Source organism: Achromobacter animicus (assembly GCF_040775605.1).
GTDB lineage: Bacteria > Pseudomonadota > Gammaproteobacteria > Burkholderiales > Burkholderiaceae_B > Achromobacter > Achromobacter animicus.
Window position 1 is genome coordinate 5,080,387 of the sequence record NZ_JAYGJK010000001.1, and the last position, 12,335, is coordinate 5,092,721.

11 protein-coding genes are annotated in these 12,335 nt (G+C 67.4%); 5 read left to right on the forward strand and 6 right to left on the reverse strand.

The annotated features are described in order from the left end of the window. Positions 1–7 precede the first annotated feature (7 nt). From AB3147_RS23290 to hisD, 4 genes are all read right to left on the reverse strand, one after another. Positions 8–994: a Bug family tripartite tricarboxylate transporter substrate binding protein gene (locus AB3147_RS23290; RefSeq protein WP_367353094.1), complete on the reverse strand. Its 987-nt coding sequence runs from the start codon at positions 992–994 to the stop codon at positions 8–10. A gap of 81 nt (positions 995–1,075) precedes the next feature. After that, positions 1,076–2,089, reverse strand: coding sequence for a LacI family DNA-binding transcriptional regulator (locus AB3147_RS23295; protein ID WP_367353095.1), 1,014 nt, complete (start codon positions 2,087–2,089; stop codon positions 1,076–1,078). Continuing rightward, positions 2,086–2,853, reverse strand: coding sequence for an SDR family NAD(P)-dependent oxidoreductase (locus tag AB3147_RS23300; RefSeq protein WP_367353096.1), 768 nt, complete (start codon positions 2,851–2,853; stop codon positions 2,086–2,088). Before AB3147_RS23300 ends, AB3147_RS23295 begins: the two co-directional genes overlap by 4 nt. Next, the gene (gene hisD, locus AB3147_RS23305; protein ID WP_175122648.1) at positions 2,850–4,169 is read right to left on the reverse strand and encodes a histidinol dehydrogenase; all 1,320 of its coding nucleotides are present in this window, start codon (positions 4,167–4,169) and stop codon (positions 2,850–2,852) included. Before hisD ends, AB3147_RS23300 begins: the two co-directional genes overlap by 4 nt. A gap of 282 nt (positions 4,170–4,451) precedes the next feature. Here hisD and AB3147_RS23310 point away from each other — a divergent pair, with 282 nt between their 5' ends. Then, positions 4,452–5,633: an MFS transporter gene (locus AB3147_RS23310; protein WP_175122647.1), complete on the forward strand. Its 1,182-nt coding sequence runs from the start codon at positions 4,452–4,454 to the stop codon at positions 5,631–5,633. An 82-nt stretch (positions 5,634–5,715) separates the two neighbouring features. Here the strand turns inward: AB3147_RS23310 and AB3147_RS23315 are convergent, their stop codons facing one another. Continuing rightward, positions 5,716–7,350, reverse strand: a complete 1,635-nt coding sequence (locus AB3147_RS23315) for a thiamine pyrophosphate-binding protein (RefSeq protein ID WP_367353097.1) — start codon at positions 7,348–7,350, stop codon at positions 5,716–5,718. Positions 7,351–7,379: 29 nt separating this feature from the next. After that, on the reverse strand, positions 7,380–8,273 hold the full coding sequence (locus tag AB3147_RS23320; protein ID WP_367353098.1) for a LysR family transcriptional regulator: 894 nt from the start codon (positions 8,271–8,273) through the stop codon (positions 7,380–7,382). Between the two features lie 82 nt (positions 8,274–8,355). Between AB3147_RS23320 and AB3147_RS23325 the strand changes: the two genes are divergently transcribed. From AB3147_RS23325 to AB3147_RS23340, 4 genes are all read left to right on the forward strand, one after another. Beyond that, complete coding sequence (locus tag AB3147_RS23325) at positions 8,356–9,498, forward strand: mandelate racemase/muconate lactonizing enzyme family protein (protein ID WP_367353099.1); 1,143 nt, start codon at positions 8,356–8,358, stop codon at positions 9,496–9,498. Between the two features lie 45 nt (positions 9,499–9,543). Then, positions 9,544–10,554: a Bug family tripartite tricarboxylate transporter substrate binding protein gene (locus tag AB3147_RS23330; protein WP_367353100.1), complete on the forward strand. Its 1,011-nt coding sequence runs from the start codon at positions 9,544–9,546 to the stop codon at positions 10,552–10,554. A 147-nt stretch (positions 10,555–10,701) separates the two neighbouring features. Then, the gene (locus AB3147_RS23335) at positions 10,702–11,211 is read left to right on the forward strand and encodes a sigma-70 family RNA polymerase sigma factor (protein WP_367353101.1); all 510 of its coding nucleotides are present in this window, start codon (positions 10,702–10,704) and stop codon (positions 11,209–11,211) included. Beyond that, the gene (locus AB3147_RS23340; RefSeq protein ID WP_367353102.1) at positions 11,208–12,158 is read left to right on the forward strand and encodes a FecR domain-containing protein; all 951 of its coding nucleotides are present in this window, start codon (positions 11,208–11,210) and stop codon (positions 12,156–12,158) included. Before AB3147_RS23335 ends, AB3147_RS23340 begins: the two co-directional genes overlap by 4 nt. The last annotated feature ends 177 nt before the right edge of the window (positions 12,159–12,335 follow it).

Here is a 12,335-nt window from a genome sequence, read left to right on the forward strand (position 1 = left end):
GGCGGGGTCAGTCGGCCTGGATGCCGGCGTCCTTGATCACCTTGCCCCATTTTTCGATTTCGCTGCGTTGGAACTGCGAGAATTCTGCCGAGCCGCGGCCGTCGGGCGCCACCCCCAGCGTCAGCAGCTTGGCGCGCACGTCGGGGGTGTTGACGATGGCCGCAATCTCGCGTCCCAGGCGCTCCACCACCGGCGCGGGCGTGCCCGCCGGCGCAAAGATGCCTTGCCAAGACTGCATCGCAAAGCCCGGCAAGCCCAGTTCGGCCAGCGGCTTGACCCCCGGCAGATCCGCCAGCGGCGCGGCCGATGTAACGCCCAGCACTTTCACCCGCTTGGCATCGATCATCGGACGCGCGGCCGCGACCGTTTCAAACACCATGTCGATCTGTCCGCCGATCAGGTCCACCATCGACTGCGATCCTCCCTTGTAGACGATCTGGCGCAGGCGCGTATCCGAAATCGATTGAAAGAGCTGCCCCGACAGATGCTGCGACGTGCCCGCGCCGGCCGTGCCGTACGTCAGCCCGTCCGGATCGGCGCGGGCGGCGTCGATCACCTGCTGCACCGTGTTGAACGGGCTGTCTGCCCGCACCACCAATGCGTTGCTGACCATGCCCACCAGGCTGACGGGCGTGAAGTCCTTGACCGGGTCATAGCCCAGCGACTTGATGAAGAAAGGATTGACGGCATGCGTGGTGATGGTGCCGCCCACGATGGTGTAGCCATCGGGCTCGGCGCGCGCCACCTGTTGTGTGCCCACAATCCCGGACACGCCCGGCTTGTTCTCGACGATGACTGACTGCCCGAGACGAGCGCTCAACTGCTCGGCCATCAGGCGCGCGACGCCGTCGGACACGCCGCCCGGCGAGAACGGCACGATGTATCGGATGTTCTTGGTCGGCCAGGCGGGCGCGCCGCCCTGGGCGTGGGCCAAGCCGGCGGTAAACCCGATGGCCGCGACGGCGGTCAGGGTGCGTACAAAAATGCTGCGCATGCGTTTGTCTCCTGGAGTCGATGAGCGCGGTCTGTGCGCGCTTTCATTGGGTAGTGCCGGAAAAAGGGGAATAGCGAATCTTCAGGGTCCCGCCCGGACCGTAGCGCGTTCAACCAGGCTGCAGGGAATGACGATGTCGCGCGGCCGCAGCTCGGCCTGCATCTGTTCGCGCAGCAGCGCGACGGTAGCGTCCACCATGGGTTCGACCTGCTGACGCACGGTCGTCAGGCGATATGCGCCCCAGGCCGCCTGCGGCACGTCGTCAAAGCCCACGACGGCCACGTCCTCCGGCACGCGCAGGCCCGGTTCCTGACGCAGCACGTCAAGCGCCGCAATCGCCATGTGGTCGTTGCCGGCAAACAGCGCGTCCGGCGGGTCGGCGGCAAACATTCGGCGAACCGCAGCCTGCGCCAGATCGAAGTCGTAGTGGCCCACTTCGCGGCAGGCGACGTCGTGGCCCAACTCGGTCAACGCATCCCGGTAGCCCCGTTCGCGTTCGATGCTGGTCGACGAATCCTCCAGCCCCGCCAGAAATCCAAACCGCCGGTAGCCGCGGTCCACCAGCAGTCGCGCCACCAGTTGGCCGCCCGCATAGTTGTCGGACGTGACCGAGCTGCTGGCGTGACGTGCCAGGCCGCCCAGGATGGACACCCGATTGAACTGCACCACCGGCACGCCGACTTCTGCGCAACTGCGCGCCACGTTGGACGACAACATGGCCGACGCCATGACGATGCCGTCGACCTGATACTGCAGGATCTCGGCCAGCACGCCGTCGGCCGCCTCGTCCACCTCGGCGATGAACATCAGCACGTGATAGCCCTCTTTCTGCAGCTTTTGCGACAGCCGCTCGATCACCAGCGGATAAAACTGGTTTTCCAGATAGCTCATCACCAATGCGACGATGCGGCTGCGGCGGGTGATCAGGCTGCGCGCCAGCGCGTTGGGCCGATAGCCCAGTTTCTGCGCGGCCGCCAGCACCTTGCGCCGCGTCTCTTCGGACACGCTGGCGCCGGGCGTGAACGTGCGGCTGACGGCGGACTGCGACACTTGCGCCAGATCCGCCACGTCCTGCGCGCGGGGCGCGGTCCTCATGCCGCGGTCCATCCCGCATCCAGCATCAGCGCGCTGCCCGTCATCAGACTGGACGCATCACTGGCCAGGAACACAATGGCGCCCATCACTTCGTCCAGACGGCCGACGCGGCCCAACGCGTTGCGCGCGCAGACCCAGTCCCGGAAGCCGGGCTGCTCCAGCATGCCCGCCGTCATGGGCGTTTCGATGAAGGTCGGGCACACGGTGTTCACGCGGATGTTGGCCGCGCCCAACTCCCACGCCAAGGCACGCGTCATGCCTTCGAGCGCGTGCTTGCTGGCGCAATACAGCGTACGCCGCGGACTGCCCACGTGCCCCATCTGCGACGACACATTCACGATGGACCCCGCACGGCCTTCCTGCAGCAGGCGGCGCGCCACGGCCCGGCTGGTGTAGAAAGCTGCCTTCACGTTCAGGTCCAGCACGGCGTCGATGTCCTCGTCGGACTGCTCGACCAGCGGTTTGGGACGATTCATGCCCGCGTTGTTGACCAGAATGTCAAAGGGCTCGGCGTGCTCGACCGCCTGGTCCACGGCGGCCGAGTCCGTCACGTCCAGCACCAGCGGCGCACAGCCGATGCCTTCGGCCCGCAAGGCTTCGCACACTTGCGCCAGTTCCGGCTCGCGCCGGGCCGCCACCGTCACATGCGCGCCCGCGCGGCCCAGCGCGGCGGCCGCCGCCAGTCCGATGCCGCCGCTGCCGCCCGTCACCAGAGCGCGACGTCCGTCCAGGCGGAAGTCCGGTCCTTTGGGCAGCGCAATCATGCCTGGGCCTCCACCGGCCGATACCACGGCAGGTCGGGGCGATTGCCATAGCGGCGCACGCGGATGTTGGCCTGCTCGCCGTGGCCCGCAAAATTCTCCATGTGGCACAGGCGCGAGCAATACTCGCCCATCGCCGCGCTGGCCTCGTCCGTCAGCACGCGCTGATAGGTGCAGGTCTTGAGGAACTTGCCCACCCACAGGCCGCCGGTGTAGCGCGCGTTGCGGTTCGTCGGCAGCGTGTGGTTGGTGCCGATCACCTTGTCGCCAAAGCTGACGTTGGTGCGCGGGCCCAGGAACAGCGCGCCGTAGTTCGTCATGCGGTTCAGGAAGTAATCGGGATCGCGCGTCATGACCTGCACGTGCTCGAACGCCAGGTCATCGGCCACCTGCAGCATTTCCTCGTCGCTGTCGCAGACGATGACCTCGCCGCAATCGGCCCACGCCTTAGCCGCGATGCCCGCCGTCGGCAGGATCGACAGCTGGCGCTCGACTTCGGCCAGCGTGGCGCGCGCCAGTTGTTCGCTGGTGGTCAGCAGCACCGCAGGAGACGTGGGGCCGTGTTCCGCCTGGCCCAGCAGATCGACCGCGCACAGCTCGCCATCCACGCTGTCGTCGGCGATCACCAGCGTCTCGGTCGGTCCCGCAAACAGGTCGATGCCGACCCGGCCGTACAACTGCCGCTTGGCCTCCGCCACGAACATGTTGCCCGGGCCGACCAGCATGTCCACGGGCGCCACGCTGGGCGTGCCCACCGCCATCGCCACCACGGCCTGCACGCCGCCCAGCACCAGGATCTCGTCCGCGCCCGCCATGTCCATGGCGGTCACGATCGCCGGATGCGGCTTGCCCTGATACGGCGGCGCCGTGGACACGATGCGCTTGACGCCCGCCACCTTGGCGGTCAGGACGCTCATGTGCGCCGAGGCCAGCAGCGGATACTTGCCGCCCGGGATGTAGCAGCCCACCGCGTTCATCGGCACGTGCTTGTGGCCCAGGACCACGCCGGGATACGTTTCGACTTCGACGTCACGCATCGAGTCGCGCTGGATCTGCGCAAAGTTGCGGACCTGGCTCTGCGCAAATGCGATGTCCTCGATCTCGCGCGCCGACAACTGCTTGCGCGCCGCTTCGATCTCGGCGCGCGACAGGCGGAAGTCCGCCGGGTCCCAGTTGTCGAACTTGCGGCTGTAATCGCGCACGGCGTCGTCGCCACGGGTTTCGATGTCGCGGATTATGTCTTCGACGGTGGCGCGCACCTTGGCGTCGTCGTCGGTCTTGACGGCGGCGGTCCGGCCGCGCTTCAGATAACGGATCATGGTCTCGGGTCCTGCAAACGTTGAAAGTTCATCGATGGAGGGCACTTTCAAAGCCTTGCATACGTATGCAAATAGGGAGAAACCCGGAGATTGCGCGCACGCCGACCTTTACTTCCACTCGCGCCGGATCGCGGCGCCATCACGGATGTGCTGTCAGGCTGCTGACAGCCGGGCGCCGAGCGCTTTCGCTACACTCACGGGATTCCGCATCGATGACCGCCGGGCCGGCCCACGCGCAAACGCGGGGCGGACGGCAAGCGGCCGTGCTCACGCCCTCCCCTCATGTCGCATCCCGAATCGTTCAATCTGAAGCAGATCGCCGTGCCGGCGTTCGGCCCGTCGCTGCTTTACGGCATCAGCAACGGCGCCATTCTTCCCGTGATCGCGCTCACCGCGCGGGAACAAGGCGCGTCGTTTGCGGCCGCCGGTCTCATCGCCGCGCTCATCGGCGTCGGCTCGCTGCTCTCCAACATACCGTCCGCGCTGATCACCGAGCGCTTCGGCGAAAAGCGCGCCATGGCCGGCGCCGCGCTGTTGAGCGTGGCGGGTCTGCTGCTGGTGATCGGCGTGCCGCATCTCTGGGTGCTGGCGCTGGCCATGCTGATGCAGGGCTGCGCGCAATCGGTGTTCCAGCTGGCGCGCCAAAGCTACATGATCGAGGTCGTGCCGTTGACGTACCGCGCGCGCGCCCTGTCCACGCTGGGCGGCACGACGCGCATTGGCACCTTCATCGGCCCCTTCGCGGGCGCAGCGCTGATTCACTTCATGGGGCTGGACGGCGCGTACTGGATCGCCGTCTGCGCCATGCTCGGCGCGGGCTTCATCGCCATCAAGGCGCCCGACATCGAACCCTCGCACGCCAAGGCCGCCGGCGCGCCGCGCGCACGCATCGGCGAAGTCGCGCGCGACCATCGCGGCGTGTACGCCACGCTGGGCGTAGGCGTGATGCTGATCAGCGCGCTGCGCGCGTCGCGCCAGGTGGTGATACCGCTGTGGGCAGACCATCTTGGGCTGGACGCCACCACCACGTCGCTTGTCTACGGCCTGGTCGCGGCGGTCGACATGTCGGTGTTCTATCCCGCCGGCAAGGTCATGGACCAGCGCGGCCGCTTGTGGGTGGCGCTGCCGTGCACGCTGCTGATGGGCTTGAGCTTGATGGCGATCCCGCTGACAGGCGGCGTGACGAGCTTCATCCTGGTGTCGCTGCTGCTGGGCTTTGGCAACGGCATCGGGTCGGGCATTGTGATGACGCTGGGCGCGGACGCCGCGCCGCCCGGCGCGCGCACGCAGTTTCTGGGCATCTGGCGGTTCATGGCCGATCTGGGTGCAAGCGGCGGACCGGTGGCGTTGTCGGCGCTGACGGCACTGTTGTCGTTAGGCGGGGCGTCGTTTGGCGTGGGGACGTTGGGGTTGGTGGCGGCGGGGGTGTTCTGGCGGTGGCTGCCGCGGCGGGCGTCGGCATAGCGCCCGCCTTCGCTGGCAAGATGTGCTGGTCCGCCAGCCACCCAGAGCGCGCGATTTTCGCGGACACTGACCAGCTCCCCGCTCAATGTCCGCTTGTCGACGCCATCAATCCAGCGTTGAAAACCGGCGCGGCCTCGCCAGCCAGCGATACATTGATGCAAGCTGGCAGACCGCTGTCGGCGGCTCCTTTCAGCGCGTTGGCCAGACCGTCCACGTCGTGGGCTGCAAACCCCGCGCCGCCCAGCGCAGACGCGACGTCGTGATACCGCGCCGTCGGTGAAAGCTCGCAGCCGATCAGCCGCTGCGGACCATAGGTGCGCATCTGGATCAGATGTTCGGCGTTCCAACGCAGGTCGTTGCCGATCACTGCAATGACCGCCGCGCCTTCGCGCACCGCCGTATCCAGCTCCATCAAATGAAACCCGGCGGTGCCGTCGCCCATCATGACGACCACCGTGGCTTCGGGCCGTGCGATCTTCGCGGCGATCGCGTAGCAGACGCCTGCCCCGATCGCGCCGGACATGCCGTTGATGATGCGTACCGGCGCCTGGCAGAACGCCTGCGCCCACTGGCCGAACTCGCCGCCGTCGCAGATCAGGATCGGATCAGGCGCGGACGCCAGGAATGCCTGCACGGTCTCGCACAGCGCGCGCGGGCCCAGCGCTCCCTCGACAGGCGCGGACGGCGCCTTGATCATCCGGCTGCGCAGCGCGTCATCCACCTGTTCCTGCCACGCCAGACGTTCGGCCGAAGCTCGCGCCGCCCGTATCGCGGCTAGCGCCGCAACCGGGTCAGCTTGGAACGCCAGCACCAGACGCTCGCCAAGAAGACGGCTCGCGCGTTCCAGCATCGCGGGATCCGGGTCGATCACCGCGACGCGTGCGTTGTCGCCAAGCGCGCCCGTGCCGCCGAATCCCAGCGTGAAGTCCAGGCACTTTCCCGCCAGCACGATCAGATCCGCGCTTGGCATGATGCCGGCCAACGCGCCCAGCGACGGATCTTTCAGCCCGCGCGGGCTTTCCATCGGAATGATGCGCAGGCCAAGCGTGGCTTGCGCAGACGCGCGGGCGGAACGACCGTGCGATCGCGCGCTCGTCGGTCCCGCCAATACCAGCGGGCGGCGGGCGGCATTCAACAGTTCAGTCAGTTGATCCACATACGCCGCATCCAGCGCGACAGCCGGCTGATCTGCCGGCGCCTGCGGCAGATCAGCGATGCCCGATTCGGCCGTCAGCAGATCAAACGGAAGCGCCACGTGGACGGGGCCTCGACGCGGTGCAAGCGCCTGCGTGATGGCATCTTCAAGCGCGGGGCACAGTTCTGCCGCGGACTGCGGACGCACCGACAACTTGGTCAACGGCCGCGTGATGGCGACCTGGTCCAGCTCCTGGAACGCACCTGAGCCGTCCTCCGACACCGACGAATCGCCCGAGATAAGCAGGACCGGGCTCTCCGCCTGCGAGGCCGAGTACAGCGGCGCGAGGCCATTGGTCAGGCCCGGCGCCGCCGTGACCATCGCCACGCCGAGCTCGCCGGTAACCTGCGACCACGCATCGGCCATGAAAACGGCGGCCGCTTCGTGCCGCACGTGAACGATGCGGATGCCGGCGTCGATGCACGCGTCATAAAGCGGCATGATCTGATTGCCGGACAGGCTGAAGATGGTGGTGACGCCCCGCCGGCGCAGCGAGCGAATGATCAGTTCAGAACCCAGCACGTACGTCTCCTTGAGATTGCGTTTAGGACTTATGCCACCAGCGCTTGCGACAGCGCCTGCTTCACGAAGCGCGCGCCGCCGCTCATGCCTTTTCCCTGCGGCCATACCAGGCTGAGCGAAAGCGTTCTTCCTGCATTCAGGGGAACCGGGACCAAACCCAGGCGACGGGCATATTCCCCCGTCACGCTCTCCAGCACCGCCGGACCGCACCCTGCATCCGTCAGCGCGCACGCCGCGGAGAACTGCATCACTTCAATCGCGGGGCGGCAGGACAGCCCAGCCTCCTCCAGCACCTGCGCCGTCAGCGCGCCGACCGGAAGGTGGCGGCTGTGACCGATGAACCGCTCCGACGCCAGCATATCCACGGTGACCTCCGGCAGCGACGCCCACGCGTGGTCCGGACGCACGACGCAAACCAGGCCCAGGTCCGCGATCTTTTCAAAGTTGGCGTGCTGATGCGCCCCCGCCCCGAGGATGACGCCAAGGTCAATGCGCTGCGCGATGGCCATCTCGACGACTTCGGCAGCCGTTCCCACGCGCAGCACCACCGACAGTAGCGGATCCGCGTCCTGCAGCTGTTTAAGCACTGCAGGCAGCACGCTGGCGCCCGTCGCGGACACCGTGCCGATGATCAGTTGTTCGCGCCGGCGGTTCCCCAGGCTTTGCGCAAGCTTGTCGACGGCATCCAGCGCCGCCAGCGCATGCGTGATCTCCGGCAGCAGAGCTTGCCCCGCCGCCGTGAGCTCCAGCCGTCGGTGGCGCCGCGAAAACAACGTCGCACCCAACCGGACTTCCAGCTCTTTGAGCATGGCGCTGGCGCCCGGCTGCGTGAGGCTGCACGCCTCTGCGGCCTGGGTCACCGAACCCGTGCGGCAGATCGCGGCCACCAGCTCCATCTCGCGCGGACGTATAAGGGATTTCATATGAAACAGCATTGGCTATGTATTTGACCGTATGCTACTCGAGCTCCAAACTGGACCGATCCCAATCAGCTCGGCATCCATTTTGAAAGTCACTCAGATCAACGGCTACCACCTGGCTTATACACCCCGGGTGCCGCTCGGCAACGCGCGCACGTTCATGCGCAAACGCGAGTTTCTGGCGCTGGAAATCCGCACCGACAACGGGCTTCGGGGATGGGGGGAAGTCTTCTCCTCGCCATGGGCCGCGGCGGCCTTGATCCAGCAGCAGCTTGGCCCGCTGGTGTGCGGCCGGTCTGCGCTCGATCACGGCGCGATCTACGCCGACCTGGTGCCGCGCATCGGCTATGACAAGCGCGGGCCGGCCATGATGGCCATCTCCGCGTTGGACATGGCATTGCATGACATCGCGGCCCGCGCACACGGCGTGAGCATCGCGCAGATGCTGGGCGGCGCGGTGAGGCGTGAACTGCCGTGCTACGCCAGCGGGCCATTCATTGCCGAGGGCGATGACCCCTATGGCAACTATCCCCGTGAGATCGAATCGCTGCTCAGCCAGGGATTCAAGGCGGTCAAGCCGCGCGCGGGTGTCTCTCCGCAGGCGGATGCCGTCATGGCGCAGCACGTGCGCGCGCTGATCGGCCCCGACGCTGACTTCATGCTCGACATGAACCAGGGCTACGGCACGGCGGCGGCGCGTCTGGCCGCTGCGCTGATTGAACCGGCGCGCCCGCTGTGGATCGAAGAGCCCGTCGCGCCGGAGAACCTGGACGGCTACGCCGCCACCGCCCAGGCAACCGCCTGCGCCATCGCCGGCGGTGAAGCCATCGGCAGCCTGGCCGGCTTCGACGCCTTCCTGCGCGCCGGCGCCGTCGGCGTGCTGCAACCGGACCTAGGCGTATGCGGCGGCTTCACGGGCTATCGCAAGGTCGCGGCCCTGGCGGAAAGCCGGGACATCGCCGTCATGCCGCATGCCTTCGGCACCGCCATCAACTTTCTGGCCTCGCTGCAGATCGCGGCGACACAGATGCCGTCGCGCGGCGGCGCGTGGGCCAGCTATCCGTTCGTGGAATACGACGTGACCGGCAATCCGCTCATCGCGCTGGCCGGCCCGGCGATTCAGTCCAACGGATGTGCGGCGCTACCCGACGGTCCTGGCCTCGGCATGGACTTCACGCCAGACCAGTTCGAACCTTGGACGGTGCGGCACTGGCGCATCGAACCCTGACGCGCCGCCTGCACGCCCTCGATCAAAACCAGAACAGGAGACAACATGCACAACCTCAATGGCAACCGCGCACGGCTGTCGCGCCGCCGCTTTTCCGCAATGCTTGCGGCGCTGGCCCTGCCAGCCGCGTTCGCGCCCCCCGTACATGCCGCTGACGCCTGGCCCAGCCAGCCGATCACGCTGATCGTGCCATTTCCACCAGGCGGCACCACCGACGTCACGGGGCGGATCCTGGCTCGCGCGCTGTCCACGCAGCTCGGCCAATCGGTCATCGTGGAAAACCGCGCGGGCGCCAGCGGCAATATCGGTTCGGCATTTGTCGCACGCGCCAAGCCGGACGGCTATACCTTATTGATGTCCGGCGTGGGTACCCACGCGGCCAACGCTGCCCTGTACGCGTCCATGCCGTACGACCCCCTCAAGGACTTCACCCACATCAGCAGCATTACCTCCAGTCCGAACGTCATTGCCGTGAACCCCGAGTTTCCGGCCAAGACGCTCGCGGAACTGGTTAGCCTGCTTCGCCAATCGCCGGACAAATACAACTACGCCAGCCCGGGCGCCGGCTCTTCCGGCAACCTCGCCTTCGAACTCCTGAAACAACGGGCCGACCTGAAGGTGCAGCACATCCCCTACAAGGGCGCCTCGCAGGCGGTGACCGATGTCATCGGCGGGCAGGTCCCCATCCTGGTCATGGTCGCTGACACCCTGGAGCCGCATGTCCGCGCAGGCAAGCTGCGCGTGCTGGCCTCGACCGGCGCCTCAAGAAGCCTGCTGTTTCCAGATCTGCCGACGGTCGCCGAATCCGGCTTTCCGGATTTCGACGCCGTGTCGTGGACGGGGCTGTCCGCGCCTGCCGGCCTGCCGGATGCCATACGCGACCGGCTGGCGCAGGCCACCCGGGCCGCATTGACCGACCCGGAAGTGGTCAAGCCGCTGAAGGCCACCGGCAACGCCGTCACCTTGCGCAGCCCGCAGGATTTCACCGCGTTCATTACCGGCGAGATTCAGAAATGGGCAACGGTCGCCAAAGCCGCGGGGTTGAAGATGGACTGACGTGCGGTCTGTCGGCAGGTGCTGCATCTCGATTGCAGGAATGCGGCCCGCACAACAGACGCCTGTTGCGCGCAAGCCGCGCTGCGCCCGTCCCCTCGACCCAATTAATAGTATTTCTTATTCGCATTCGGTAGACTGCTGGGCATCTTGCAATCTACCGACTCCCTTTCCCTCCCCGCGGTCGAGCAGCTCTATCGCCATCACCATGGCTGGCTGCAAGGCTGGTTGCATCGCAAGCTGGGCGACAGCGGCGACGCGGCCGATCTGGCGCAGGACACGTTCGTGCGGCTGATGGCCGCGCGCCGGCCGCCCGTGCTCCGCGAGGAGCCGCGCGCGCTGATCACGCATATCGCCAAGGGCCTGCTCGTCGACCATTGGCGCCGCCGCGCGGTGCAGCAGGCCTATCTGGACGCCATCGCGCATCTGCCCGAGCCGCAGGTGCCGTCTCCGGAAACGGGCCTCATGATCGTGCAGACGCTGGTGGCGATCGACGCCATGCTGCAACGCCTGCCCACTGCCACGCGCGAGATGTTCCTGCTGGCGCAACTGGACGGGCTGACGCTGCAGGAAATCTCCCAACAAACTGGCAAACCCGTGATCACGGTGCGGCGCCATCTGCGCAAGGCCTTGATGGCGTGCATGACGGCCGCCGCATGAGCGCGCCGGGCGATCTATTGCTGGAGGAAGCCGCCGACTGGGTCATCCGGCTGCGCTACGAGACCGCCGACGCGGACACGCGGCGCGCGTTCGAACGCTGGCTGGCGCAGGGCGAGGCCCACACGCAGGCCTGGGCCCGCGCCGAACAGGTGCTGGGCGCATTCGAAGGCCTGCCCGCCCCCATCGGACATCGCGTGCTGCGCGCCACCCGCAAACGCCAGGGTCGCCGAGCCCTGCTGCGCGCGGCGCTGGGACTGGGCGTGCTCGCCCCGGCAGGCTGGATGGCATGGCGCGAGGCGCCCGCCTGGCGCGCCGACCTGCGCACCGCCGCAGGCGAACAACTGACACGCCTGCTCGACGACGGCACGCGGCTGGTGTTGAACAGCGGCAGCGCCGTCGACCTTCGCTACGGAGCGGGCGAGCGCCGTCTGGTGCTGGTGGCCGGCGAGGTGCTGGTGACCACCGGCCAGGAATCGCAGGCCGCGTACCGGCCCTTCGTGGTGCAGACCCCGCAGGGCGAGGTGCAGGCGCTGGGCACGCGCTTCTCGGTGCGCGTCGTCGAGGACCACACCGAGGTCATGGTGTTCGAGCATGCGGTGCTGGCACGCCCGATCCATGGCACGCCCCTGCGCATCGACGCCGGGCAACGTGGCAGCTTCACCCTTGCCCAGACCGGCGCGCTGGCGCCGGTGGACGACGGCGCGGCGCTCTGGGAGCAAGGCATGCTGGTCGTGCGCGACCAGCGCCTGGCCGATGTGGTGGCCGAGTTGGCGCGCCATCGCCCGGGGTTTTTGCGCTGCGCCCCCGAGGTCGCCGACCTGCGGGTGTCCGGCGCGCTGTCGCTGCGGGATACCGATGCGGCGCTGCAAGCCTTGGCCGAACGCCTGCCCATCGCGGTGCAACGCGTCACCCGCTACTGGGTATCGGTCGGTCCGGCCGGCGCTTGAACGGCCGCGCGGGAAAAATATTTTGCGTCGAGGTGATCACTTTTTCGTTGTCGTGCGGAGTAGGAAGTAAGACCGCATCAAGGGGATGCGGGCGCTTCTTGCTTGACGATGAAAGGATGAAAGAGTGATGGCACGTGTACGCGCAGCGCGGGGCAGAGGATCCCGCAAGGCAATGAT

Excerpts from the sequence above, each read along its gene's own strand:
- AB3147_RS23290 (WP_367353094.1), bottom strand. The coding sequence starts at position 994 with ATGCGCAGCATTTTTGTACGCACCCTGACCGCCGTCGCGGCCATCGGG.
- AB3147_RS23295 (WP_367353095.1), bottom strand. The coding sequence starts at position 2,089 with ATGAGGACCGCGCCCCGCGCGCAGGACGTGGCGGATCTGGCGCAAGTG.
- AB3147_RS23300 (WP_367353096.1), bottom strand. The coding sequence starts at position 2,853 with ATGATTGCGCTGCCCAAAGGACCGGACTTCCGCCTGGACGGACGTCGC.
- hisD (WP_175122648.1), bottom strand. The coding sequence starts at position 4,169 with ATGATCCGTTATCTGAAGCGCGGCCGGACCGCCGCCGTCAAGACCGAC.
- AB3147_RS23310 (WP_175122647.1), top strand. The coding sequence starts at position 4,452 with ATGTCGCATCCCGAATCGTTCAATCTGAAGCAGATCGCCGTGCCGGCG.
- AB3147_RS23320 (WP_367353098.1), bottom strand. The coding sequence starts at position 8,273 with ATGAAATCCCTTATACGTCCGCGCGAGATGGAGCTGGTGGCCGCGATC.
- AB3147_RS23330 (WP_367353100.1), top strand. The coding sequence starts at position 9,544 with ATGCACAACCTCAATGGCAACCGCGCACGGCTGTCGCGCCGCCGCTTT.
- AB3147_RS23340 (WP_367353102.1), top strand. The coding sequence starts at position 11,208 with ATGAGCGCGCCGGGCGATCTATTGCTGGAGGAAGCCGCCGACTGGGTC.